The sequence below is a fragment of the Alsobacter sp. P4_H11 genome (genome assembly GCF_056400925.1).
The window spans coordinates 318190-343574 of record NZ_JBFUKI010000001.1; the positions used below are offsets into that span (position 1 = coordinate 318190).

Consider the following 25385-nt stretch of genomic DNA (forward strand, 5'->3'; position numbering starts at 1 on the left):
GGGCGCCGGCCCGCTCAATCATCGACCGCCTCCTCGGTGGCTTCGGAAAAATCGAGCAGGCGCGACTTGTATTCGCTCCGCGGCAGGGATCCGTATTCCACGAGATGCACCTGGGTGGTGACCACCAGGGTCGCCCGGATGTCATGCTCGATGCGCTGCCGCAGCGCGTCGGCCGCTGTTTCGTTTTCGGCTAGCTCGACGATCACCTTCAGCGGCGGCGCCTGCTTCACGCCTTTTGCGCCGGGACGGACCGAGACGACGCCGGTGACGGCCGGCGCCTGGCGGTTGACGACCTCGCGTATCGCGGAAGGAAACACGTTGACGCCGCGCACTATCAGCATGTCGTCGGTGCGCCCGATGCAGCGCACACGGGGCGACGTGCGCCCGCACGGGCAAGGACCCGTGTGGACAACCACGTGGTCGCGGCTGCGGAAGCGCAGTTGAGGCGCGCCGCGGTGGCGCAGATGCGTATAGACGAGCTCGCCCCGTGCGCCGTCCTCCACCGGGACGGCCTTGCCGCTCTCGGGCTCGATCAGCTCGAAGTGGACAAAGCCGCGGCCGGAGAAGTGCATGCCGTGCTGCTCCTCGCACTCGCCCCAGAGCGAGACCGAGATGTCGCCGATGCCCATCGCCTCTGTGACCTTGGCGCCCCAGGCGGCTTCAAGCTTCGCCCGCATGGCGGGTTCGCCGCCGCCGGGCTCGCCCGCCACCATGATGCGCTCGATGCTGCTGTTGGGCAGGTCGAGTCCGCGCGCTTCCCCGATTTCGGCGAGATGCAGCGCGTAGGAGGGCGTGCAGGCCAGCACCTGCGGCTTCAAGAATTTCACGGCCGTGAGCAGGCGCTCGGTGTTGCCGGTGCCGACCGGGATATGGCAAAGGCCGAGGCGGGGAAACGCGTCCAGAGCCGCGCCGGCCACAAAGGGCCCGGCGTTATAGGTGGAGATGAGGCGCTGGCCTGGCGCAAGGCCGGACGCGCCGTAGCTGCGCGCCGAGGTGCGCACCCAGTTCTCGAGGTCGCCTGCCGTGAGCGGAATATAGCTCGGCACGCCGGTGGTGCCGCTCGTGGAGAAGATGCGCACGACCTCCTCGAGTGGCGACGCCAGATGGGTCCCGATCGGATCGGCGTCGCTGCGGCTGGCCCGCAGCTCGTCTTTCTCGGTGAGCGGCAGCGCCGCGATGTCGTCCAAACCGCCGACAGATTCGGGCGTCCGGAAGCCATTGCTCTCGAGCTTCTCGCGAAAGAACCGCGAGCGCTCGAAAAGGTAGCGGACCTGCTCGCGATAGAGCGTATCGTCCTGCGGCTGTTGCTGCGCCCAGGGCAGCGTCTCGATAGCGGGTTCCTGCAGCATCTTGGGTCCTCGCTCAGCCGGCCGGGTCGTACGCGATGGCTTCCTCGGCGTAATGCGCCAGCAGGAAGCCGATCGGCCGACGCTGTTCTTCGGCGAGATGGCCCAGCAACCCTGCCGTGCGCGCCAGGATGGGGATCGCCTTGGTCATGGTGCTGGGAAAGCCGAGATCCATCAGGACGGCTGCGATGGGGCCGGAAACGTTGAGCGGCATGGGCCGGCCCCAGGCGTGCTCGACCGCGGTCCTGAAATGCTTGAGGAGCTCAACGTTTCGGCCCGCAACGCCGCGCTCGTCCGCCAAGGCGAGGATGCGCTCCGAGCGCGGATCCACGGGATGGTGGATGGGGTGCCCGAAGCCCGGCATTTTTTCGCGCCGGCCGCGGATTTCGGTCGCAATCTGCAGCGTCGCCTCGGCTGGTGTGGCCCCGCCGTCGACGCGCCGCCCCGCATCCGCGAGAATCTGGGCGCAAAGCTCGGAACTGCCCAGCACAACCGTGCCGCAGCCGAGGATACCGGCCGCGACGGCGCTTTGCAGGCTGTCCGGCGCGGCCGCGAGCGTCATCCTAGCCGCCTGGGCGGTTGGGGTGAGGCCATGCTCGGCGATCGAGACCAGCAGCAGATCCAGAAAGAAGCGCTGCTGCTCCGACGGCTTTTGTCCCGTGACCAGGAAATAGAAGAAATCCGTGAAGCCGTAGTGGCCCATCAGGTCGTTCGCGAGGTCCAGGCCGCGGATTTCGATCCGGTCGGGGGTGGAGGTGCAGATCCCGCTCACAGCCGGGGCGGATTTGCCGATCAACATGGGGCCTCTCCTGCGATCGCGCATGCGGGAGCGCCCGGCCGCTCCGGTAGAGCGACAGTTAAGGGGGTGTTCCTCCGCGCGCATTCGGCGCTTTTGTTTCCTTATCTTGTAGGACAATATTGCCGGGCGAACCGTTGTCAACCTGGACTTGCGCTGATAGGCAGTTCCCATGCCGGTCGATGTGATCACCCCACCCGTCGCTCCCGAAAGCGAAAGCGGTCGCCTCCGAGGAGGCACGGTCGACTATGTTCTGGACCAGTTGCGCACAGGTGTGATGCAGGGCCGCTACGCCCCCGGCCAGCGGCTGATCGAAGCGGACCTCACCCGCGATCTTCGTGTCAGCAGAGGACCGCTCCGCGAAGCTTTCCGCCGCCTGTCGGCGGAAGGCATTCTCGAGATTGTCCCCCATCGGGGAGCGCTCGTCAGGCGCCTCACAATGCGCGAGATGAAGGAGTTCTTTCAGATCCGCGTAGGTCTGGAGACGCTTGCGGCCCAGCTCGCCGCGGACGCGATGGGCGATCCGCAGCTGCGGCGTCAGTTCGAACAGGACATCGCGCCCATCTGGAATGAGACGGTGCGCGTCGCGGGGCCGGACTATCTGGACGAGAACCATACCTTCCACGACGCCATAACAAAAGCCAGCGGCAACGACCAGTTGCTACGGCTGACTCGGCAGTTGCGCCTCACGGCTCTGATGTACCAGCTCGTCGGCACTCTGAAGGCCGAGAACATTGCGGCGTCCCTCACCGAGCATCGGCTCATCGCGAAAGCTATCCTCGACCGCGATGGCGAGGCGGCGCAGCGCCAAGTCAGGGCGCACCTAACACGGGCATTAGACGTTGCGGAGAGCATGCCCAACGGAGCATTTTCGCCCTGAGGAGTTCGTCTCGGCCATCGGTCGGCTGCGTGTCCGCGCTACCTAAAGGATGGCGAGCGGCACTTCGAACGTCGGCTGTCCGATACGGCGTGCAAGTCCGCACCTGGCGCGAAGCGGACTGAGCTGAACGGGTGCTTCTGACCCCAAGCGGTATCTCGCAACCTCCGCATTGGGCAGCTTGACCTGGCCGGGATCCAAGGGCCAAATGGGTGTCTGGGGATTGCGATCTCCCCACGAGGCTTCGGCCGAAGTATCGCGTCCAGGTCAAATATCACCAAGGACGCGCCATGCCCTCCATCAACTCCATCGCTATCGATAAGCTTGTTCGCCTGATCGGCACCCCTGCATGCCCGGCGCTTGTGGATGTCCGCACAGGCGAGGACTTTGACGCCGATCAGATGCTGGTTCCCGGTTCGGTGCGCCGCTCGCATAAGGATGTTGCAGCTTGGGCCGGAGCCTATACGGGCCGCTCAGTTGTTGTGATCTGCCAAAAGGGCTTGAAGCTCAGCCACGGCGTAGCAGCTTGGTTGAGGCATGCTGGCATTCCGGCCGAAAGCTTGGACGGCGGCACGGACGAATGGGGCCGAACTGGCCAGCCCTATGTCCCGGTGGCCAAGATCCCGCCGTGTGACGCCCTCGGTCGTACTGTTTGGGTCACCCGAGAACGCCCAAAAATCGACCGCATAGCCTGCCCATGGTTAATCCGCCGCTTTGTTGATCCACAGGCTGTGTTTCTGTTCGTGAAGGCTGCGGAGGTTTTGGGCGTGGCCAGCCGCTTCGATGCCACCCCATTCGACATCGATGACGTGTTCTGGAGCCATCGGGGAGAGCTGTGCACCTTTGACGTCATGGTCGAGGAGTTCGGCCTGGCATCGCCTGCTCTTAAACACCTGGCTTTGATCGTACGGGGTGCCGATACCGCGCGACCAGATCTTGCGCCCGAAGCACCCGGGCTGCTTGCCGCCTCCCTTGGGCTTTCGCGTATCTACTCCGACGACCTGGCGCAGCTTGAGGCCGGCGTGACGCTTTACGATGCGTTCTATCGATGGTGCCGGGACGCCACGGAAGAAACCCACAACTGGCCTTCAACCAAGGCCGGAGCCTGACATGACGGCTGTGCTCGACCATCCCGACGCCACCACTTCCGCGCCCGCCCACCCGTCGTTTCGAGAAGCTATCCCCGTCTGGGCTCGAATTGCAGCGCTGTCCTTCGGCGGACCTGCCGGTCAGATCGCGGTCATGCATCGCATTCTGGTCGATGAGAAGCGCTGGATCTCCGACAATCGGTTCCTGCATGCCTTGAACTACTGCATGCTCCTGCCCGGTCCCGAAGCGCAGCAGCTGGCGACCTACGTGGGCTGGCTGATGCACGGCACCCGGGGCGGCGTCGTCGCCGGTGGGTTGTTCATCCTGCCTGGCATCCTCGCCATCATGGCGCTGAGCTGGATTTATGCGGCCTTCGGCAACGTCGGTTTCGTCTCCGCGCTGTTCTTCGGGCTGAAAGCGGCGGTGCTTGCCGTGGTGCTCCAGGCCGTGCTGCGGGTGGGGTCGAAGGCGCTCAAGAATCGCCTGATGATCGCGCTCGCGGCGGCAGCCTTCGTCGCGATCTTCTTCTTTGGTGCGCCATTCCCTGCCATCGTTCTGGCAGCCGGCCTCATCGGTTATTTCGGTGGACGGGCTGGCCTGAAGCAGTTTGCTGTCGGCGGAGGCCATGGCCCCAAAAAGACCGCGGATGGCTCGCAGGTCGCCTACCTGCTCGGCGACGATGGCTCAGGCCCGCCAACGCCAAGCCGAGCCGCCTCCATGCAGGCTGCTGGCGTCTCGGCGCTGCTCTGGCTAACTCCGGTCATTGCCCTCCTGCTGGCCCTTGGCCCATCGAACGCTTTCAGCCAGATCGCCTTGTTTTTCTCCAAAATGGCGATGGTTACATTTGGTGGGGCCTACGCCGTGCTGGCCTATGTGGCGCAGCAAGCGGTCGAAGGTTTCGGATGGCTCAGACCCGGCGAAATGCTGGACGGCTTGGGCATGGCCGAGACCACGCCAGGCCCGCTGATCATGGTGCTGCAGTTCGTGGGCTTCATGGCGGCGTTCCGCGATCCGGGGAGCCTTTCCCCAATGCTGGCCGGGACGTTGGGCGGCCTGCTGGCGACTTGGGTCACCTTCGCGCCCTGCTTCCTGTGGATCTTTCTGGGAGCGCCTTACATCGAGGTTCTGCGGGGCAACACGGCGTTGGCGGGAGCGCTGTCGGCTATCACGGCGGCCGTGGTCGGCGTGATCCTGAACCTAGCAATCTGGTTCGCAATCCACGCGCTCTTCCGTGAGTTGCGGCCAATCAGGTCGCTTGGGCTCCAATTCGACATGCCGGTGTTGGCCAGCGTCGACCCGTGGGCGCTTGCCCTCTCAGCTGCCGCTATCGTGGCCATGTTCCGGTTCAAGGCCGGCATGATCACCACACTCGCGGCGTGCTCGGCCGCAGGTGTGGTTCTCTACATCGCAGGAGCGATCCGATGAGAGCGCTTCTGTGGGCGATCGTGGTCCTCGCGGCACAACCCTGCGCCGCCGAGACCATCACCTTCCCGTCTGGCGGCGGTGTTCAGCATCGACTCCTTCGCGGGCGGGTTCGCGGTGCAATCGCTACTCGCGTTGTGGCTGTTCAACCGCTTTGGCCTGTCGCTCTCGCAGGCCGGCTTCTTTTCCTTTGGGCCGGATCAATATTGCCCTGGGGCTGCTGCTGGTGCGCTCGGCCCTGTCCCAGATGGATGTGCCCACGCGCTCGTCCTACGTCATGGCCGTGGTGACCCCGCCTGAGCGCGTGGCGGCCGCCAGCGTCACCTCCGTGCCCCGCAGTCTTGCATCAGCGGCCAGTCCGGCTCTAGCCGGCGCGCTCTATGCCGCCGGCCATGAGGCTTGGCCCTCCGTGATCTGCGGAAGTTTGAAGATCTTCTACGACCTGCTGCTGCTGTGGATGTTCCGACACGTGCGTCCGCCAGAGGAACAGGGCCGGAGAAGCTAGGGAGACTGGGGGCAAAACAGGAGGAGCCCAATGCGCGCGCACATCGCACTCTGCGTCTCTTTTGCGATCCTTAACGCCACAGCGGCACTTGCCGCCCCGGATTGGAAGGCTGTTGGCCAGGCCCTTGGGCGCGAGGGCGCCACGCAGGGCGAAGTCTACCGCGTCGGCCTGCCCCGATCCGATCTCAAGGTGCGCCTCGACGGAGTCGACATCAAGCCGGCCCTGGCGCTCGGCTCCTGGCTGGCATTCCAGCCTATGGGCGACGGCGCAATGGTGATGGGGGACCTCGTCCTCACACAGGACGAAATCAACTCCGTCATGAAGAAGCTCAGCGACGGCGGAATCGCAATCACAGCCATTCACAATCACCTGCTGCGGGCTGAGCCGTTCACCCTCTACATGCATGTATCGGGGCACGGGGACCCGGTGAAGCTCGCGACCCTGCTGCATGACGGTTTAGCGCTGAGCAAGACGCCGCTGGGCCCCTCTGCCCCAGGCGCAGCTCAGTCCCTGGATTTCGACCAGCCGGCCATCGAGAAGGCCCTTGGCCAAGCCGGAAAGGTTAACGGCGGCGTGCTCCAGTTTTTCCGTTCCACGCGGCGATCCGGTCAAAGACACCGGCATGAATCTTCCCGAGGCGATGGGTTCAGCGATTGCGATCAACCTGCAATCGTCCGGCAATGGAAAGGTCGCGGCGACCGGAGATTTTGTGCTTACCCGCGACGAGGTGAACCCTGTGCTGAAAGCGCTGCGCGCGAATGGCATCGAGGTAACAGCCCTGCACAATCACATGCTCGATGACGAGCCCCGAATGTTCTTCATGCACTTCGGGGCCAATGATGAGGCGGACAAAGTCACCCAAGGGCTTCGCTCAGCGCTCGACCAAGTGAAGCTGGCCGGATCAGAGCCCAAAAAGGGCATGACGCCGGGATGCAAGGACATCTTGGCAAACCAGGCTGCGCACTCAAAAGACGAGGTGGCCAAGTGCGGGACGTCGGCAGAGTGATGCCGCTCCGCGACTGAGGCGGTCTGAGAGGAAGCGACCGCCTTCGCCCTCAATGGCTATGCCGGTGGTGGAGATCAGGGAAGTGCGGGTGCTTGTGCCGCATGGGCTCGTGCCGGTGCCAATGGCTATGAGGCTCCTCTAAACGTTCCCCGGGGCCGTGTTCGTGCTGATGATGTTCATCGTGCGAATGGAGGTGCTCGTGCTCTATTCCCTCATGGAAGTGCTCGTGGAAGCCTCGGCGAGCACATGCTCGCCGGGGATCTCCGCCAGGACTTATTTCACGCCGGCGAGCACCAGGTTCAGGTACATGCGGCCATCCGGCCGCGCCTTGTAGGACAGGCGGTCCGAGACGCCGTACAGCGTCGGCTCGGTGAACATCCAGATCACCGGCGCCTGCTCGGCCACATAGGCTTCCGCCGCCCAGCACATGTCCTGCCACTTGGCCTCGTCGAACTCCTCGTTGAAGGCCTTGAACATAGCCTCGAACTTGTCGTCCACCCAGCTCATGCGGTTGGAGCCGGAGTCTTTTTGCACCAGCAAGAGGTCGCCCTGGCAGGTGTAGTCGGGGCCGGACGAGCTGTTCATCAGGTCGCGGTAGCCGGCGCCCTGCTTGGCGCGCATCTGCGAGTTGATGGCGTTGTCGATGACCCGGAGGTCCTTGATCTCGATCCCGACCTGCTTCCAGCTGTCGGCCATCACCTGGGCGATCTCCTTGTCCATCAGGTAGGAGCCGTTAGTGGTGTCGAAATCGAGCGACAGGCGCTTGCCGTCCTTGGCGCGCACGCCGTCTTTGCCGAGCGTCCAGCCGGCCTCGTCCAGCAGCTTGCCGGCCTTGGCGGGGTCATACGCGAGGGGCTTGAGCTTGGGGTTGCTGTAGGGCGTGTTGATCAGGTCGATGTTGCACTTCGCCATGCCGCCCAGCAGCGCGCCTGCGATCTCCTCGCAGTTCACGGCGTGGTTCATGGCCTGGCGCACCCGGACATCCGCCAGCGCGGGATGGCGCCCCTGCTTGATGGCGACGAACAGGCGCCGGTAGCTCGGCGCCACGATCACCTTCACGCCGGGCGTCTTTTCCAGGCTGGCCTTAAGGTCGGCCGGGACGCCGACCATCAGGTCGGCCGAGCCCGCCTTCAGCTCGCTGATGCGGGTCGCGACCTCCGGGACCGCCTTGATCACCACATCGTCCACCGGCGGCTTGCCGAGGCGGTATTTGTCGAACGCCTTCAGGATGAGGCCTTGGCCGGCCTTGTAGGACACGAACTTGTAGCCGCCAGCGCCGACTGGCGCGAACGCGACCTTCTCGGGCGGGTTCTCGGTGTAGTAGCGCGGCGGCAGGATGGAGAGTTCGGGGTTGACCATGTGGGAGGTGATGATCGGGTCCGGCTGCGTCATTACGAGCTTGACCGTGAGATCGTCGATCTTCTCGACGTGGTCGTATTTCAGGGCGCCTAGCGCGAAGGTGAGGTCGCCCTTGCCGGCCGCGAAGAGCTTCTTGGCCCGGTCGAACGTGAACACCACCGCGTCGGCGTTGATGGGCTCGCCATTGTGGAAGGTGAGGCCGGAACGGACCTTGATCTCCCAGTTCAGCGGATCGAGCTTGCGGATGGATTCCGCCACGGCCGGAACGACCTTGCCGTCGTTGTCGAGGCGAAACAGCGTCTCGTGAATGGACAGGATCGCATTGGCATCAGCCTGCGTGAACATCGGGTCGAGGCTGACGGGTTCGGCGTTCAGGAGCACGACCACCGGCTTGTCGGCCGCCACGGCCGGAAGGGCGCAGAACGCCGCGGCGCCGACTGCGGCCGACAGCATCGCCTTGCGAAACATAGTTCTGCTCATATCGATCACTTCCCCTGCCTGAACTGCACATATCGGATCAGATGCCTCTGGCGACCGTTTGGGCGATACCCCCGGACAATCAGAGGATGTTCTTGAGGCGCGGGTCGAGGAAGTCCCTCAGCCAGTCGCCCAGGATGTTGATGGACAGCACCGTCACCGAAATGGCGACGCCGGCCGGAAGCGTGAGCCAGTCTGCGACGCCCACATACTGGCGTCCATCAGCAAGCATCGTGCCCCAACTCGGCACAGACGGCGGCACGCCGACGCCCAGGAAGCTCAGCGAGGCCTCGGCCACGATGTTGCTCGCAACCGTGAAACTCGCCATCACGATGATCGGGCTCCAGAGGTTCGGCAGGATGTGCTGGAACAGGATGCGCCACTGCGCTTCGCCTGTGGCGCGCGCCGCCAGCACAAACTCGTCCTGCTTCAGGGAGAGCACCTGGCCGCGCACAATGCGGCCATACTGCACCCAGCCGGTCAGCCCGAGCACGAGGATCAACTTGTCCAGCCCGCCGCCGAGCACCGCCATGATGGTGAGAGCCAGCAGGATCGTGGGGAAGGAGAGCTGGATGTCGGCGATCCGCATCACGACGTCGTCGATCAGGCCGCCGAAATAGCCGGCCACGAGCCCGACCAGAAGCCCGATCGCGCCCGAGATGGCCAGCGCCGACAGCCCCACCACCAGCGACACCCGCGCGCCGAAGATCAGTCGGCTCAGCACGTCGCGGCCGAGCGCGTCCGTGCCGAGCCAGAAGGTCACATGGGCGCTGTTCGCGTGTCCGGGCGGCTTCAGCCGCTGGATCAGGCGGATCGCGTAGGGGTCGTTTGGCGCCAGCCAGGGGGCGGCGGCCGCGGCCGCGGCGACGGTGGCGAAAACGAGCAGGCTCACCATGGCGGCCTTGCTGCGCAGGAGCCGCGGGATGATCTGGCTCTTGCGCGCCCGGAGCGCGCCGGCGGGTGCCGCGCCGGTGGTTTCCACCAGCGCGCCGGCCTCCGTGATGGCCTGGGATGGCTCGCTCATGCGTCGAGCCTGATGCGTGGGTCGATCCACACATAAGCGAGGTCGATCAGCAGGTTCACGCCGGCGAAGATGAGGGCCAGCATGATCACGCCCGCCTGCACGACAAAGAAGTCCTTGGAGCCGATCGCCGACACGATTTCGCGGCCGACGCCCGGCCAGCCGAAGATCGTCTCGGTTATCACAGATCCGCCAAGGAGGAAGCCGAGCTCCAATCCGATCGCGGTGACGATGGGCAGCAGCGCGTTGCGCAGCACATGCGCGTAGACAACGCGCGTTTCGGTGATGCCCTTGGACCGCGCCGTCCGAACGAAGTCGCGCTGCATGAAGTCCAGCATCGACGAGCGGGTCAGCCGCATGTTGCGGGCGATCGGGAACGCCGCCAGCGTGACGCCCGGCATGATCATGTGCGCGAAGGTCCCGCTGCCCGAGATGGGGAGCCAGCGCAGATGCACCCCGAAGGTGAGGATGAGCAGGATGCCGAGCCAGAAGCTCGGGATTGACTGCCCGGCCAGCGCCAGCACGGTTGCGGCCCGGTCCACCGCCGAGTTCGGCCGCGTCGCCGAAAGAACCCCGAGCGGGATGGAGACGAGGATCGACAGCACGAAGGCGAAAGCGGCGAGTTGCAGGGTCGCGGGCAGCCGCTCGGCGATGACCTCATAGGCGGGCTGGTGGCGGATGAACGAATAGCCGAACTCGCCCTGCAGGGCGTTGCCGACAAAGCTCGCATATTGGACGTACCAGGGTCGATCGAGCCCCATCTTGACCCGGAAGTCTTGGATCTGGGTCACGCTCATCCGGTCGGCGCTGTCGCCGAGGATGACCTCCGTCGGGTCGCCGGTGAGAAACAGCAGCCCAAAGGCCACGATGCTGACGCCGAACACGACGAACACGGATTGGATCAGGCGGCGGGCGATGTAGCGCATCGGCTCAGGCCCGCCCGGGGCGTTGGACGGTCGCGCCGGTGATTACGTGGCTGGGCGGGATCAAACGAGGTGGCATGCGACCCAGTGTCCTGAGGCGGCTTCCCGAAAGGCGGGCTCCTCTTCGCGGCAGCGCGCCGTCGCGAGCGGGCAGCGCGTGCTGAAGCGACATCCGGCCGGCGGATGGGCGGGGCTCGGTAGGTCGCCTTCCAGCAGAATGCGCTGGCGTTTCCGCTCCAGCGCCGGATCCGGGATCGGGATCGCGGAGAGCAGCGCCCGCGTATAGGGGTGAAGCGGATTCTCATAGAGCTCGTCGCTGGAGGTGAGCTCCATCAACTTGCCGAGATACATCACGGCCACGCGGCTCGAAATGTGCCGCACCATCCCGAGATCATGCGCGATGAACAGATAGGTGAGGCCGAGCTCGTGGCGCAGCTCCTCCAGCAGGTTCACGATCTGGGCCTGGATGGAGACGTCCAGCGCCGAGATTGGTTCGTCGCAGACGATGAAGTCCGGGCTGGTCGCAAGAGCCCGCGCAATGCCGATGCGCTGGCGCTGGCCGCCCGACAACTCGTGCGGAAACCGCTCGCGCCAGGTGGGATCGAGCCCGACCCTGGCCATCAGGTCCACCACCATGCGGCGCTCGTCCGCGCCCGTGCGGGCCACGCCATGCACCCGCAGCGGCCGGGCGATGATCTCGCCGACGCGCATTTGCGGGTTCAGGGATGCATAGGGATCCTGGAAGATCATCTGCATCCTGCGCCGGGCGCGCCGCACCTGCGCGGGCGGTTCGCGCACGAGGTCGACGCCGTCGAGCGTCACGGAACCGGCCGTGGGCTTGTAGAGCTGCAGGATCGCGCGGCCGGCCGTGGTCTTGCCGCAGCCGCTCTCGCCCACCATCCCGAGCGTCTCGCCGCGGCGGATGTCGAACGAGACGCCGTCCACGGCCCGGATTGCGCCGGTGACGCGCCCGAGGATTCCGGACCGCGTCGGGAAATGAACCTTGAGATCGCGCACGCCGACCAGAACGCCGGGCTCGCTCATGCGGCCCTCACGGCCTGCCAGGGGTGGAAACAGGCGGCCCGGTGACCCGCGCCGACATCCGCCAGAACCGGCCGCTCCTCCCGGCAGCGCGCCGTCGCCAGGGCGCAGCGTGGCGCGAAGGCGCAACCGCGGCGCTCGCCGAGCAGCGACGGCGGCAGCCCCCCGATGGCGTGCAGGCTGGCGCGGCCGCGCGCATCGATGCGGGGCAGCGAGTTCAGGAGCCCGACCGTGTAGGGATGGGCCGGGCGCGCATAAAGCGCATCCACTGGCGCATTCTCGACGATCGCGCCCGCATACATCACCGCCACCGCGTCGGCGATGCGGGCGACCACGCCGAGATCGTGCGAGATCCACAGCACGGCCGCTCCCGTTTCGGCCTGCAGCCGCTTCACCAGTTCGACGATCTGGGCCTGGATGGTGACGTCCAGCGCGGTGGTGGGTTCGTCCGCGATGATGAGACGGGGCGAGCAGGCGAGCGCCATCGCGATCATGACGCGCTGGCGCATGCCGCCCGAAAACTGGTGCGGGTAGTCGTCGAGCCGCGTCGCCGGGCGGGGGATGCCCACCATCCCGAGCAAATCCGCCGCCTTGGCGCGCGCCTGGGCGCGGCTCAGCGGCTCATGGGCGGTGAGCATCTCGGTGATCTGGGCGCCGATGCGCATCACCGGATTGAGCGAGCTCATCGGATCCTGGAACACCACGCCGATGCGGCCGCCGCGAACGGCCCGCAGCGCGGCGGGCTCGAGCGACAGCAGGTCGACCCCCTCGAACAGCACGCTGCCGCTGACGATGCGGCCGGGCGGCGACGCGATCAGCCGCAGGATCGAGAGCACGCCCACCGTCTTGCCGCTGCCGCTCTCGCCCACGATCGCGAGGCATTCGCCGCGGTCGACCTCGTACGAGATCCCGTCCAGCGCATGCACGACGCCGTCCACCGTCTCGAATCGGGTGACGAGATCCCGCACTTCCAGGAGCTTCGGCAAAGGAACCTTGGGGTTGCGGGACTTCGGAAAGGGCGGGCCGCCCGACGGGCACGAACCATCGCGAGCTAAGCACTCCAGGTTGCAGCCGACAAGACGTTCCACGCGGGAGGAAACGCTGGTCCGTCATGCATTTACAAAGGCTCGATCAGGTGGCGAGCGCCGCCTGGTCCTGCCACTATGGCGGCCCTCCGCATCGTCCGACCAGGAAGCCCATGCCCCCCGCCAGCGAACCCGTCTCCATCCTGATCGCGTCCTATCTGGAGGACGAGCACGTGGCGCGCATTCGCTCCTTTGCGCCCGACCGGGTGCGCGTGCTGCACGAGCCGGACCTGCTGGCGCCGCCGCGCTACGTCGCGGATCACGTCGGCCACCCGCGCGAGCGCACGCCCGAGCAGGCGCAGCGCTGGGCCGCGCTGCTGCGCGAGGCGGACGTGATGTTCGATTTCGACCGCGGCGGCGCGGCGGACCTGCCCACCACGGCGCCGCGGCTGCGCTGGGTCCAGGCCACGAGCTCAGGAATCGGCGAATTTCTGCAGCGCACGGGGCTGGATCGCTCGCCGATCGCGTTCACGACGGCGGCTGGCGTCCATGCGCGGCCGCTCACCGAATTCGCGCTGCTCGGGCTGCTCTACTTCTTTCGCGACCTGCCGCACCTGCAGGCGTGCAAGGCCGCCCGGCACTGGGAGCGCTACACGGTCGATGGCCTCGACGGCAAGCGGGTGCTGGTCGTGGGCCTTGGCGCCGTCGGGCGCGAGGTCGCGCGCCAATGCGCGTCCTTCGGCATGGAGGTCTGGGCCTCCCGCCGCCGCGAGGGCGAGGAGACGCCAGAAGGCGTCGTGCGCTGGGTGAGGCAGGACGACCTGCGTTCCGCCCTGCCGCAGGTGGACGCGCTGGTGCTGGCCTGCCCGCTGACGCCCGAAACGCGGCTGCTGATCGGCGAGGCCGAGATCGCGGCCCTGAAGCCCGGCGCGGTGCTGGTCAACATCGCGCGCGGCGGCGTGGTGGACGAGCCGGCCCTGGTGCGCGCTTTGACCTCCGGCCATATCCGCGGCGCGGCGCTGGACGTGTTTGCGACCGAGCCCCTCCCGGCCGACAGCCCGATGTGGGACCTGCCGAACGTGATCGTCTCGCCGCACTCGGCGAGCACGGTCTCGGCCGAGAACCGCCGGATCGTCGATATCTTCCTCGACAATCTCGGCCGGTTCCTCGCCGGTGAGCCGATGATCAACGCTTACGAGAAAAGCCGGGGCTACTGAGCAGCCCCCACCAACTGGCCCACGCCCGCCCGCCCGGAGGGACCCCGCCGTGACGACCAGCATCATTCGCGCCGCCCGGATCATCCGGGGTTTCGACGACGGCGATCAGCCCCGGATCGACGCCGACGCCGCCCTCCTGGTTGAGGACGGCGTGATCCAGGCGATCGGGCCTGCGGCCGAGATCGTGGCGGGTCGCCCCGATGCGCCGGTGTTCGGCGGCGAGGGCTTCGTGGTCACGCCCGGTTTCGTCAACGCGCACCACCATGTCGGGCTGACGCCGCTGCAACTGGGTTCGCCGGACCATCCGCTCGAACTCTGGTTCGCGAGCCGGCTCGCCTTGCGCGACGTCGACCTGCATCTCGACACGCTCTATTCGGCCTTCGAGATGATCGCGAGCGGCGTGACCACCGTGCAGCACCTGCACAGCCGGGCGCCCGGGACGCCGAGCGAGATCGTAGCGGCGGCCGAGAAGGTGATCTCGGCCTATCGGGCCATCGGCATGCGGGCGTCCTACTCGATGGCGCTGCGCGACCAGAACCGCCTCGTCTACGAGGACGACGCGGATTTCGTGGCGCGGCTGCCGGACGATCTGAAGCCCGCCCTGCAAGCCTATTTCGCTCGGTTCACCGTGCCGCTCGCCGACCAGATCGCGGTTTCGGAGGAGCTCTTGCGCCGCTACGCGCGGGATCCGCTAATCCGCGTGCAGGTCGCGCCGTCGAACCTGCACTGGCTGAGCGAGACGGCGCTGGAGGCGGCCGGCGATCTCGCCCGGCGCCACGACGTTCCGCTGCACATGCACCTGCTGGAGACGCCTTACCAGAAAGCCTACGCCCGCAAGCGCACCGGTGGCTCGGCGATGCGGCATCTGGAGCGCATGGGCCTGCTCGGCCCGCAGATGACGATCGGCCACGGCGTCTGGATGACCGAGGACGACATCGCGCTCTGCGCCCATACGGGCGCGCGCATCTGCCACAACTGCAGCTCGAACTTCCGGCTGAAAAGCGGCGTCGCGCCCGTGAACCGGTTTCTGGCGGAGGGTATCCCGGTCGCGATCGGCATCGACGAAGCCGGCGTCAACGACGATCGCGACATGCTGCAGGAGATGCGCATGGTGCTGCGCACGCATCGCGAACCCGGGATCGACGCGCCGCATCCGTCGCCCGCCGCCGTGATGCGCATGGCGACCGAGCATGGCGCCGCCACCACGCCCTTCGCGGGCTCGATCGGCCGGCTGGAGCCCGGCATGGCGGCCGATCTCGTGCTGTTCGACTGGAAGGCCGTGACCTACCCCTACCAGTCGGCCGATCTCGGCGTCGTCGAGACGCTGGTGCAGCGCGCCAAGTCAGGCGCGGTGCATTCGGTGATGATCGGCGGCGCGTTCGTCTACCAGGACCGGCGCTTCACCCGGGTGGACCGGGACGCGACGCTGGCCGAAATCGCGGCGCGGCTGGCGTCGCCGCTGACTCCGGCCGAAGAAGCGCGCCGGGTCATGGCCCGCGAGGTGATGCCGCATGTACGGCGCTTCTACGACGGCTATCTCGACGGGCTCGGCGACGAGCCGCACTACCGCACCAGCGGGCGCTTCTGATTGCCCGCTAGGCCGGCGGAACCTGCGCGGCGAACGCCGCCGCGATGTCGCGCCGACGCGCCAGCCAGAGCGCGTCCTTGTGCCGGGCGAGCAGCGCCAGCGTGTCGCGGAAGGCGGCGAACCGGCCGGGCCGCCCGGCGATGCGCAGGTGAAACCCGACATTGAGGAGGCGCGGCAGGCCGCGCTCGGCCTCGGCCATCAGCACCGACAGGGCGTCCGCCACATACTCCACCATCTCGCGCGAACGCACGAAGCCGTTGGGGTGAAAGAACTTCATGTCATTGCTGTCGAGCGAGTAGGGCGTCACCAGCAGGGGCGGGGAGCCGTCCCTGTCCCAGTAGGGCAGGTCGTCGTCGAACCCGTTGGACGTGTACGCAAAGCCGCGCTCGCGCAGGAGGTGGCGCGTCCACCGGCTCTCGCCTCCGCGGCAGAAAAAGCCGACCGGTTGCTGCCCCGTGCTGGCCCTGATGGCCTCGACGCAGCGGTCGAGATCGCGCGCCTCTGCCTGCCTGTCCGTGTAGTCGGCGTGCGGGCGCCAGCGCCAGCCATGCACGGCGAATTCGTGGCCCCGGCCGGCCGCCTCGGCGGCCACCTGTGGCGAGCGTTGCACGGCCTGGCCGCAGGCGAAGAACGTGGCGGGCACGGCGTGGTCGTCGAGCGCGTCCAGCATGCGCCAGATTCCAGCCCGCATCCCATAGGCGAAGATCTGCTCCTGGCCCTGGTCGCGCACGCCGGGCGGCACCACGCTCACGACTTCGCCCATGGGCTCGGACCGGGCGTCGCCATCGCCGACCTGATACTCGGAGCCTTCCTCGAAATTCACCACCACCGAAACGGCGAGGCGCTTGCCGCCCGGCCATGTCACGTCCGGCCATCGCCCGCCATAACCGAGGAGGTCGCGCGTCACGGTTCTTCGTCCCGGGCGAAATCGGCCGGCGTCGGGCGCGGCGACCACGGCGGCGCACCGACGCCCTTCAACCACGCATGCGCGATGGCGTCGCGTCGGGCGAACCAGACGCCGGGCCTGGCGGCGATGTGCTCCAGCAGGCGCTCCAGACCGCCGATGCGCGCCGGCCGGCCGATGATGCGAAGGTGCAGCCCGATCGACAGCATGCGGGGCGCGTCGGCACCCTCGGCGTAGAGCCGCTCGAAGGCGTCGATGCAGTAGCGGGCGAAGTCGTCCGCGAACACGAAGCCGCCGCCGTTGTAGAAGCGCATGTCGTTGGTGTCGAACGCATAGGGCAGCACCACGTGCCGCCGGCCATCCTGCTCCACCAGATAGGGAACATCGTCGTTGTAGGCGTTGGAATCATACAGGAAGCCGCCATGCTCGATCAGCAGGCGGCGAGTGTTCACCGAGGTGGCCGAACGCGTGTGCCAGCCCACCGGCGGTGCGCCCGCGGCGGCCTCGATCGCCTTTGCGGCGCGCGCGATCACGCGGCGTTCGGCGGCTTCCTCCATGTGGACCTGCCGCTCCCAGCGGTAGCCATGCGAGGACACCTCGTGGCCATCCAGCACGGCCTCGCGGGCGATCCACGGCGAAATCTCCAGCGCCCGGCCATTGGCGTTCAGGGTGGCGGCGACGCCGTAGCGCTTCAGCAGGGCGCGGATGCGCGGCCAGCCGGCGCGGACGCCATATTCGAAGTGGCTCTCCATGCACAGGTCGCGGGCGCCCTCCACCTTCTCGACCGCCTCGTAGATGAACTCGTTGCGCTCGTCGCCCATGCCGAGCGAGAGCTCCGCGCCTTCCTCGATGTTGACCACGACCGACACGGCGAGCCGGGCGTCGCCGGGCCACCGCACAGATGGCGCGCCCGCACGATAGCCTTCGAAATTCCTGTCGTGGGCGACGCCCTTCAGGCCGCCCTGAGAAGCCTCAGGTCCGCTCATGACCGCTTCGCCGCGATGTCGCGCACCTGGTCCATGAACCGGCGCGTCTTGTCGGCGTCCCAGCGCAGCAGGTCGCCCTCGCGCGACCCGTCCAGCATCAGCGAGGTCGACACCACGGCCCCGTCCGCGACCGCCAGCGCCTCCGCCACGTTGCCGTCCGTGACGCTGCCGCCGATCAGAAGCGGACGGCGAACGCCGGCCGCCTTGGTCCGGCGCACCCGGTCGAGGCTGTCCGCGAAGGTCGCGCCGGTGAGCACGAGCCCGTTCGCGCCGAAGTTCGCCGCCGCCCTGGCGGCCTCCTCCACGGGAGCGGCGATCATGGGTTCGCTGGTCCGGTCATAGACGTCGGCCAGGATGGCGATGTCGTCGCGCCGCAGCGCGTGCCGATAGGTCCGGGCCGGAACGGCGAGCGCGGTTTTCGCTCCCTCCATGGTCATGGCGGCGGCCACGAACACCTTCAGGCGGACGAAGCTGGCGTCGGCCGCATGCGCGATCGCGAGCGGCGCTTCGGCGTCGTGCGCCTGCACGATGATGCCGAGCTCCATGGCGGGAAACGCCTTGCGGATCTGCCGCCCGAGCGCCGCCGTCACCGCGACCGTGGCGGGCGCGGCCGGGCCGACCTGCCGGGTCTGGTCCTGCAGCATCATGGCGGGCACGCCGGCGTCCGCGAAGACGCGCGCATTCGTGAGCGCATAGTCTTCCAGAAACGCCATCGAGAGGTCGCGCGCCACCGAGAGGTCCGGCAGATGCAGGGCGGCCACGATGGCCGGGGCGGGCCCCTGCAGGAAGCGGGCGGAAGTCGTTTGGCTCATCATCACTCTCGAAGCAGTTGCTGGATGGCGGGAGCGGCGTCTGCGGCCGCATCGTGGGGCAGGCGGGCGGCGAGCGCCACGAGTCGCGCGCGGGCCTCGCTCCGGTCGGCACCGAGCAGGCGCCAGGGGCCGAAATCCTCCACCGCGAACGAGGCCGACACGGCGCCGAGGCAGGCCGCCGCGACCGGATCGCCCGTCCGGATCAGCCCGGCCAGGAAGCCGCCGCAAAAGGCGTCTCCCGCGCCGGTGGGATCGAGCGCCTGCACGGGCGCGACCGGAATCGTAACAGGCCCCGCCCTATCGCGCCCGGCCAGCAACGCGCCTCGGCTCCCGAGCTTGAGCGCTACGAGGGGCGCGCCGGCCGCGACGAGCCGCGCTGCGGCGACCTCCGGCGCTAGCAATCCAACCAACGCGGCGGCTTCCCTTTCGCTCGGCAGGAACGCCGCCATCGGCGGCAGGCGACCCTGCGCGACGTCGGGAGCCATCGCGGCGGCGTTCGAGCCAGGATCGAGCGAGACCAGGAGGCCCCGCCCGGTGAGGTCCTCCGCCATCCGCCGCTGTGCGTCGGTCAGGTTGGCGCCGAGATGCGCGCCCATGGCCGCCACGTAGGAGGTCGGCGCATGTGCAGTTAGCACGGGATTACGTCGCCGAAACGCGCCGAAGCCGGCGGGCGGATCGGGTTGCGCTCCAAGCCAGGCCATGAACCGGGCCGCGTCCGGCGCGCTGATGCGTTCGCCCGCGAGGCTGAAGCGCTCAAAGGCGTCCTCGTCGGCGTGGAGATGGTCCGTCCGAGCGCCGTCCGGCCTGTAGAAGAACCATTCGGAGGAGAACACCTCCTCGTCGACCTCATGGACCCCGTCGAGATCGAGCCCGGCCGCCCGCGCGGCGTCGAGCCAGCGGGCGGGGTAGTTGCGCGGCACGACCCCGACCACGCCCACGGCGTCGAGCCACAGGCGCGCGCCGGCGGCCGAGTAGATCGCGTTGCCGCCCATCTGCCCGCGGCGGACCCGGCCGTCGGCCGCCACCACATTGTCGATGATGATGCCGCCCGCCGTGAAGCACTGCACCATGGCGTCAGGCCGCGCCCAGCCCGAGCGCGTCGCGGTGCCTGGCGAAATGATAGGCGAAGAGATGCATCGCGATGCTGGCCGGGAGGGCTGCGAGCTCCGCCCGAACTGCCGGGACGTGGACGGCGCCGAAGGCGAGCTCCTCGATCTCGGGGTGAGGGTCCGCGAGGATCGCGACCAACCGCCCGCCGACCTTGCGGCTTACCAGCGCGGTGTCCAGCGCCCGGTCGAGGCTCGCCGCATCCGTGGCGACCAGCACCAGCGGCTCGCCCGCCTTTTGCGAGCGGTAGTGGTGGTACTCCTCCAGCGGCGTCGCGATGGCGTGGACCGGCGAGAGTTCCTTGACCTTCGCGGCGCCGAAGCACGCCGTCGCCAGATTGGGTCCGAGCCCGGAGAACAGCACCAGCGGGGCGTCCGCGACGGGGGCTGCCAAAGCTTTCACGGGCGCGTCCAGCGTCAGCGCGAGCTCATCCAGACGGTTCGCCACGTGGTCCAGATCCGCGCCGAACCGCGCGGCCTCGGGCGTGTCAGCCCAGCGCTGGGCGAGGCGCATCAGAAGCGCCATTGTGGCGGTGCTGGACTGGGTGGGCCAGCCGGAGCGGGTGGCGTGCACCACGAGGCCGGCGTCGAACGCGGTGAGCAGCGCGCTGCCGGGCGTATTCGACACGCCGAGCGTGAAGGCGCCACGCGCCCGCGCCCTGTTTAGCGCGTCCATGATCACCGGGGTGGTCCCGCTGGCGCTGATGCCGACCACCAGCGTGCACGCGTCCCCGGCCGCTGCGCCGTAGCTGGCGTAGTCCAGCGCCTGGGCGGCTTCCAGCGGAAGGCCGAGCAGGCTCTCGAAGGCGTGGCGCACCCCTGTCCCCACATGCCAGCTGTCGCCACAGCCCGCCACCACCACGCGCGAAATCCCGCGTTCGCGCAGGGTCGCCGCCAGGCGCTCGATGGCGGGCGCTTCGGCCGCAAGGGTCCGCGCTATCGCGACGCCCTGCGCCATCATCTCGGTGCGCGTGCGCTCGACGCGGCCGAGCCGGGCGGGGTCGCCGGCTTCGTCGCGCGACGGCTCCGCCGTGAGGGCGTCGGCGCGGGCGGTCTGTTCGGGGGTCATCGGGCGGCGTCCATGGCGGTTTGCGGGGGTCATCGGCCGAGGCGGTCCAGCCCGACCGTGCGGGCGATCAGCATCATCGCCAAAAAGGAGAGGCCGATCTCCAGCGACGAGATGGCGGCGATCACCGGCGAGCTGTCGAACTGCACGAGGTAGTAAAGCTCCACGGGCAGCGGCCGGGCGCGCACGTCGGAGGTGAACAGCGCCACCGTGACGTTGTCGAAGGCTTCGATGAACGTGAAGGCCCCGGCCGCCAGCAACGCCGGCGCGAGCTGCGGAACGGTGACGCGCGCAAAGGTCTCCAGCTTGCCGGCGCCCAGATTGGCGCTCGCCTCGTCGAGGCGCGGGTCAAGCCCGGCGAGCCGCGCCATAGCGATGCGGATCACGAAGGGGAGGCAGAACACCGACAGGCTCAGGATCAGCATGGCGTCCGAGGCCCGGAACGCGAAATAAGCCCCGAAAAACAGGCTCGCGATGCCGATCACCATGCCGGGCATCATCTGTGGCGACAGCAGGAAGGCGTTCAGCGCGCCCTTGCCCGCAAAGGCGCCGCGCACGCTCGCGAAGGCGGCCGGCACCCCGAGCGCGAGGCAGACCAGCATGACGCTGAATGCGGCGCGCACGCTCACCAGCACCGAGTCGGTGAGCTGCCGGTTCGCGAACACGGCCTCGTACCAGCGCAGCGAGAACCCCGATGGTGGAAAGCTGATGTAGCCGCGCGGCTCGATCGACACCGCGAGCACGATCAGGCTCGGCGCGACCAGCAGCAGGATGGAGAAGCCGGTGACGATCGCGAGCGCCGCCATGCCGATCCGGTCGACCCAGACAACTCCGGAAGGCCGCCTCATCGCCGCACCTCGTTCCAGCGGCTGAGCCGCGACCCCACGCTCACGATCGCGAGCACGAACACGAAGCAGGTCGAGAGCAGCAGCGTGGCCAGCACGGCTCCGCGCGTCCAGTCCAGCACCACGATGGTCTGCTCGTAGACCTGCACGGCCAGCGTCGAGTAGTTGCCGCCGCCCAGGAGCTGCGGGATGATGAAGTTCGTGTAGGAAACCGCGAACACCAGCGCCAGACCGGCGAAGGTGGCCGGAATGCTCATCGGGACGATCACCTTGAAGAAGGTGGCGGTGCGGCTCGCGCCGAGGTTCAGCGAGGCCTCCTCAAGCCGCCTGTCGCGCTCGCTCAGCACGGCGAGCAGAGGCAGGATCATGAACGGCAGGTGGATCTGCGTCATCCCGATCAGCACCGCCCAGTCGGTGTTGAGGATCCGCAACGGCTCGTCGATCACGCCGAGCCAGATCAGCGACTGGTTGAGGATGCCGCGCCGTCCGCCCAGGATCACCAGCCACGCATAGGTGCGCACCAGCGCGCTGGTCAGCAGCGGCGACACGATCGCGACCAGCAGCAAGGTGCGCCATGCGCCGCGCAACGACCCGTACGCGAAGGCGACCGGATAGGCGAGCACGAGGCAGAGCCCCGTGGAGGCCGCCGCCACCCAGAAGCTGCGCCACATCAGCCGCCACACCAGCGGGTCCGACAAGGCGCGCAGCATCGGCTCCAGCGTGAAGCTGTCGCCGACGATCCGGCCGCGCTCGATGGTGACGAACCCGAACAGCAGCAGGGTGCCGATCGGCAGCACCATGAAGACGAGGAGATAGGCGACCGCCGGCACGGCCGGCCACAGGCCGCCGCCCGTCAGGGGCCGCAGCCACGCGGCGCGGCGGGGCGACACAGGCCGGGACGGGGGAGCCCGAAGCGCCTCAGTGGACATGCGCGCCATCCTGCCGCCGCAGCACCACGGCCGCGGCCGGGTCGGCGATGCGGGCGACCACGCGCTCGCCCGGTCCCGCCTGCGGCCGTCCAGGGCTGCGCGGCGCGATGGCGCGCAGCGGCTCGGCCCAGCCGCAATCGATCTCATACTCCACCGTGGGACCGAGCGCGGTCGTGAAGGTGACGGTTCCGGGCCAGCCCGGCGCCGCGTCGCCGCCGGCTGCAGGCTCGACCGTGACGTTCTCGGGCCGCACCACGAGCACGGCCGGCCCGGCCGGCGCCTGCGTGGCGATCCGGGCGGGGTCGTCGAAATGGCCGTCCGCCACCGCGCCCGGGATCACGTTCGCCCGGCCGATGAAGTTCGCCACATACGCGGTGCGCGGGCGGTCGTAGATGTCCAGCGGCGATCCGAACTGCTCGACCACGCCCTTGTGCATCACCGCGACCGTGTCGGAGAGCGTCATCGCCTCCATCTGGTCATGCGTGACGAAGATGGACGTGATGCCGACGCGTTGGATGAGCTTGCGCAGCTCGATCTGCATGGTGAGCCGCAGGCGTGCGTCGAGGGCGTTGAACGGCTCGTCGAGCAGCAGCACGGACGGCTCCAGCACGAGCGAGCGCGCGATGGCGACGCGCTGCTGCTGGCCGCCCGACAGCTGTGCCGGGTAGCGGTCCGCGAAGGCGGAGAGGTCGACAAGCCGCAGCGCCTCCTCGACCCGCCGCGCCACGTCCGCCCGGGACATGCGGCGCACCTTCAGCCCATAGGCGATGTTGGCCGCGATGGTGAGGTGGGGAAACAGCGCGTAGTTCTGGAAGACGTAGCCGACCTCGCGGCGATTCGGCGGCAGGTCGGAAATGTCGTGTCCCTGCACGACGATCCGGCCCGCGTCAGGCGTGATGAAGCCCGCAATGGTGCGCAGCAGGGTGGTCTTGCCGCAGCCGGACGGCCCGAGCAGCGTCAGCACGGAGCCTTTCTCGACCGAGAGGCTGCAGCCGCGCAGCACCGGCAGGTCGCCGAAGCTCTTGGACACGTTGTCGATCACGAGGTGGCTCATGCTGTCTCCGCCAGGCTTTGCGCGACCGTTAGGGGAAGGCCGACGTCGAGGCCGAGGCCGGTGGGCCCCCGGCCCGACACCGCCCGCCCGCCGATCCGCATGGCGCCGTCGATGAGGTCGAGAAACGGCGTCCGGCCGGCCAGTCCGGCCGCCATCGCGCCCAGCACCGCGTCGCCGGCGCCTGTCGGGTCCAGCGCTTCGACGCCCATGGGCGCGCCGAACTGTGTGAGGTGGCCGGAGCTCGGCGTTGCCGCCGCCGCCCCGTCCCGCCCGCGCTTCTGGAGGACGCAGCAACCCATGGAGGCGAGCCGGATCACGGCGGCGTTGTCGTCGAGTTCGGGGAGCAGCAGCCGTGTTTCCTCCCGGCTCGCCGCCAGCACGCTCATGCGGGGCGCCAGCGCCAGGAACCGCGCGGTGTCGGCCGCCGCGAAGGCCTCGCTGGTGTCGACCAGCACCGGCGCGTCGCCCGCAGCGTCCAGCAGCGCTTCGAGACGCTCGATCGGCATCGGGCAGGCCGCGACGCCGTCGAACGCCGCGGCGTCGGCCGGAATGGCGGGCGCAAGCGCGTGGGTGCGGGCCCACCACTGTGGGTCGCGGTGGTGCGGGGAGGCCCGCGCGCCGTCCAGCGCATGCACGATGCGCGCGGTGCGGGACGGGCCTTGCCGGCGCTCGATGCGGGACAGGTCGACCCCAAGCGCGATGAGCGCCTCGAGCCACGCGGCTGGATAATCGTCGCCGACCGCCGCGGCCAGGCAGGGCAGGGCGGAGCCGGCGGCGAGCGCCCCGAGCGCGGCGTAAAGCGCCGCCCCGCCCGGAACGGGGCCGAAGCGCCCGGCCGGCGTATCGATCGTGTCGACAGACAGATAGCCGACGACCAGCACGGTCGGGCGGCGCGTCATTGCCCGGTCCCCAGCAACGACCGACGCGTGAGCAGCCGGCTGACGCGAAAGCGCAGCGTGTCGTTCTTGAGATGCAGGCGCGTGTCGGGGTCGAGCCCCGTCATGCGCGCCAGCCCGGCCGCCAGCGCCTGCACGGGCGCGGCCATCGCGAGCGGCGACAGCGCGGCGGGCGCGGCCGGGACGGTGATCCGGTGGGTCGCGCTTGGGATCGGGGCTTCGGGCGTATCGATCGCGAGCGTGACGACGCCCATGTCGCGCAGTGCCTCGCAATTCAGGTTGGCGTAGCGCGCGATGGCGGGCTGGCTGGCGATCATCACCACGAGGTCGGTCGCCGGCATGGTCCAGTACTGGCTGTGCGCAAACTCCTCCAGGTCCGCCGACCAGGCGGGGATGCGGGTGAGCTCGACGCATTTCGCCGCCGCATAACGCGCCGTGCCGCGCTCCACCCCGGCGGCCTGGAAGCGGACCCCGGTGGGCGCGGTAAGCGCCGGCGTCACCGCGTCGGCCGCCCGCAGGGCTGCGCCGATCGCATCGCCGATCGCGCCAATGTCGAGGCTCTCCGCGCGCCCGGCGGCGCCTTGCGCGAGCAGCATCAGCGCCAGGATCGTGGCCGTGTAGGAGGCCGTTCCGCACAGGAACGGCGCGACGTCGGCGAGTTCGAGCGAGATCTTCCGGGTGGCAATCGAGCCCAGGCGGCCTCCGTCGCCGTTCACGAGCGCCAGCAACGGCGCGCCGCGCTCCTGGATGGCCTGCGCGGCCTCGACGGTGCGGTCGACATTGCCGGACATCGAGATGGACACGATGCGGTCGCCGTCGCGCAGGTCCGCGGCGGCCAGCATCAGGTCCAGCGGCCCGACGGCCCGCCAGTCGAGACCGAGCGTCTCGGCGTAGCCGGTCGCCGCCTGCGCGGCGAACAGGCCGTCGCCGCAGCCGCATACGAAGATCCGCCCGCCGACCCCCGGCGCGAGAACGGCCGCGCCGGCGCTCCGGAAGGCGTCCGCCCGCCGCAAGAGATCCGCCAGGACCTCCGGCTGCCGCTCCATGTCGCGCCGCATCGGCGACGCGGATGTGTTCGTCGTCATGAACGCGTCC

General features: G+C 68.5%; 23 protein-coding genes and 1 pseudogene. 7 read left to right on the forward strand and 17 right to left on the reverse strand.

Annotated elements, in window-relative coordinates; all coding sequences use genetic code 11:
• Positions 1-14: 14 nt before the first annotated feature.
• Both AC1DSZ_RS01440 and AC1DSZ_RS01445 read right to left on the reverse strand, forming a co-directional pair.
• Positions 15-1349, reverse strand: a complete 1335-nt coding sequence (locus tag AC1DSZ_RS01440) for a phenylacetate--CoA ligase family protein (RefSeq protein ID WP_476836618.1) — start codon at positions 1347-1349, stop codon at positions 15-17.
• A 13-nt stretch (positions 1350-1362) separates the two neighbouring features.
• Complete coding sequence (locus tag AC1DSZ_RS01445) at positions 1363-2334, reverse strand: citryl-CoA lyase (RefSeq protein WP_476836619.1); 972 nt, start codon at positions 2332-2334, stop codon at positions 1363-1365.
• Here AC1DSZ_RS01445 and AC1DSZ_RS01450 point away from each other — a divergent pair.
• The 5 genes and pseudogenes from AC1DSZ_RS01450 to AC1DSZ_RS01470 all read left to right on the forward strand — a co-directional run.
• On the forward strand, positions 2315-3022 hold the full coding sequence (locus AC1DSZ_RS01450) for a GntR family transcriptional regulator (RefSeq protein ID WP_476836620.1): 708 nt from the start codon (positions 2315-2317) through the stop codon (positions 3020-3022). The genes AC1DSZ_RS01445 and AC1DSZ_RS01450 overlap by 20 nt on opposite strands.
• Before the next feature lie 287 nt (positions 3023-3309).
• A complete protein-coding gene (locus AC1DSZ_RS01455; RefSeq protein WP_476836621.1) occupies positions 3310-4128 on the forward strand; it encodes a chromate resistance protein ChrB domain-containing protein in 819 nt (272 codons plus the stop codon).
• Between the two features lies 1 nt (position 4129).
• On the forward strand, positions 4130-5533 hold the full coding sequence (gene chrA / locus AC1DSZ_RS01460; RefSeq protein WP_476836622.1) for a chromate efflux transporter: 1404 nt from the start codon (positions 4130-4132) through the stop codon (positions 5531-5533).
• A gap of 187 nt (positions 5534-5720) precedes the next feature.
• The gene (locus tag AC1DSZ_RS01465) at positions 5721-6035 is read left to right on the forward strand and encodes a hypothetical protein (RefSeq protein ID WP_476836623.1); all 315 of its coding nucleotides are present in this window, start codon (positions 5721-5723) and stop codon (positions 6033-6035) included.
• Between the two features lie 30 nt (positions 6036-6065).
• Positions 6066-6933, forward strand: a pseudogene (locus tag AC1DSZ_RS01470) (DUF1259 domain-containing protein); the annotation flags it as partial.
• Between the two features lie 381 nt (positions 6934-7314).
• On the opposite strand, the gene AC1DSZ_RS01475 reads toward AC1DSZ_RS01470, so the two are convergent.
• From AC1DSZ_RS01475 to AC1DSZ_RS01495, 5 genes are all read right to left on the reverse strand, one after another.
• On the reverse strand, positions 7315-8880 hold the full coding sequence (locus AC1DSZ_RS01475) for an ABC transporter substrate-binding protein (protein WP_476836624.1): 1566 nt from the start codon (positions 8878-8880) through the stop codon (positions 7315-7317).
• 79 nt (positions 8881-8959) lie between these two features.
• Complete coding sequence (locus AC1DSZ_RS01480) at positions 8960-9901, reverse strand: ABC transporter permease (RefSeq protein ID WP_476836625.1); 942 nt, start codon at positions 9899-9901, stop codon at positions 8960-8962.
• Positions 9898-10824, reverse strand: a complete 927-nt coding sequence (locus tag AC1DSZ_RS01485) for an ABC transporter permease (RefSeq protein WP_476836626.1) — start codon at positions 10822-10824, stop codon at positions 9898-9900. Before AC1DSZ_RS01485 ends, AC1DSZ_RS01480 begins: the two co-directional genes overlap by 4 nt.
• Positions 10825-10884: 60 nt before the next feature.
• Positions 10885-11865, reverse strand: coding sequence for an ABC transporter ATP-binding protein (locus AC1DSZ_RS01490; protein ID WP_476836627.1), 981 nt, complete (start codon positions 11863-11865; stop codon positions 10885-10887).
• Entirely contained in the window at positions 11862-12848 is a 987-nt protein-coding gene (locus AC1DSZ_RS01495; protein WP_476836628.1) for an ABC transporter ATP-binding protein, read from the reverse strand. Before AC1DSZ_RS01495 ends, AC1DSZ_RS01490 begins: the two co-directional genes overlap by 4 nt.
• Positions 12849-13060: 212 nt before the next feature.
• Between AC1DSZ_RS01495 and AC1DSZ_RS01500 the strand changes: the two genes are divergently transcribed.
• Positions 13061-14104 (forward strand): D-2-hydroxyacid dehydrogenase, encoded by a 1044-nt coding sequence (locus AC1DSZ_RS01500; RefSeq protein ID WP_476836629.1) that lies wholly within the window; start codon positions 13061-13063, stop codon positions 14102-14104.
• A gap of 49 nt (positions 14105-14153) precedes the next feature.
• Positions 14154-15692 carry an amidohydrolase family protein gene (locus AC1DSZ_RS01505; RefSeq protein ID WP_476836630.1) on the forward strand — a complete coding sequence of 513 codons (1539 nt, stop codon included), beginning with the start codon at positions 14154-14156 and terminating at the stop codon, positions 15690-15692.
• A gap of 7 nt (positions 15693-15699) precedes the next feature.
• Here AC1DSZ_RS01505 and AC1DSZ_RS01510 read toward each other — a convergent pair whose 3' ends face one another.
• Genes AC1DSZ_RS01510 through AC1DSZ_RS01555 form a run of 10 tightly spaced genes read right to left on the reverse strand, consistent with a single transcriptional unit; the run spans position 15700 to position 25375 of the window.
• The gene (locus tag AC1DSZ_RS01510) at positions 15700-16599 is read right to left on the reverse strand and encodes a polysaccharide deacetylase family protein (protein ID WP_476836631.1); all 900 of its coding nucleotides are present in this window, start codon (positions 16597-16599) and stop codon (positions 15700-15702) included.
• A complete protein-coding gene (locus tag AC1DSZ_RS01515) occupies positions 16596-17582 on the reverse strand; it encodes a polysaccharide deacetylase family protein (protein ID WP_476836632.1) in 987 nt (328 codons plus the stop codon). The genes AC1DSZ_RS01510 and AC1DSZ_RS01515 overlap by 4 nt, the downstream gene beginning before the upstream one ends.
• Positions 17579-18394, reverse strand: coding sequence for a BtpA/SgcQ family protein (locus tag AC1DSZ_RS01520; RefSeq protein ID WP_476836633.1), 816 nt, complete (start codon positions 18392-18394; stop codon positions 17579-17581). Before AC1DSZ_RS01520 ends, AC1DSZ_RS01515 begins: the two co-directional genes overlap by 4 nt.
• Positions 18395-18396: 2 nt before the next feature.
• A complete protein-coding gene (locus AC1DSZ_RS01525) occupies positions 18397-19464 on the reverse strand; it encodes a carbohydrate kinase family protein (RefSeq protein WP_476836634.1) in 1068 nt (355 codons plus the stop codon).
• 4 nt (positions 19465-19468) lie between these two features.
• Complete coding sequence (locus AC1DSZ_RS01530; protein ID WP_476836635.1) at positions 19469-20569, reverse strand: SIS domain-containing protein; 1101 nt, start codon at positions 20567-20569, stop codon at positions 19469-19471.
• Positions 20570-20598: 29 nt separating this feature from the next.
• Positions 20599-21414 carry an ABC transporter permease gene (locus AC1DSZ_RS01535; protein ID WP_476836636.1) on the reverse strand — a complete coding sequence of 272 codons (816 nt, stop codon included), beginning with the start codon at positions 21412-21414 and terminating at the stop codon, positions 20599-20601.
• Positions 21411-22340, reverse strand: coding sequence for an ABC transporter permease (locus AC1DSZ_RS01540; RefSeq protein ID WP_476836637.1), 930 nt, complete (start codon positions 22338-22340; stop codon positions 21411-21413). Before AC1DSZ_RS01540 ends, AC1DSZ_RS01535 begins: the two co-directional genes overlap by 4 nt.
• The gene (locus AC1DSZ_RS01545; RefSeq protein WP_476836638.1) at positions 22330-23394 is read right to left on the reverse strand and encodes an ABC transporter ATP-binding protein; all 1065 of its coding nucleotides are present in this window, start codon (positions 23392-23394) and stop codon (positions 22330-22332) included. The genes AC1DSZ_RS01540 and AC1DSZ_RS01545 overlap by 11 nt, the downstream gene beginning before the upstream one ends.
• Entirely contained in the window at positions 23391-24293 is a 903-nt protein-coding gene (locus AC1DSZ_RS01550) for a carbohydrate kinase family protein (protein WP_476836639.1), read from the reverse strand. Before AC1DSZ_RS01550 ends, AC1DSZ_RS01545 begins: the two co-directional genes overlap by 4 nt.
• On the reverse strand, positions 24290-25375 hold the full coding sequence (locus tag AC1DSZ_RS01555) for an SIS domain-containing protein (protein ID WP_476836640.1): 1086 nt from the start codon (positions 25373-25375) through the stop codon (positions 24290-24292). Before AC1DSZ_RS01555 ends, AC1DSZ_RS01550 begins: the two co-directional genes overlap by 4 nt.
• Positions 25376-25385 lie beyond the last annotated feature (10 nt).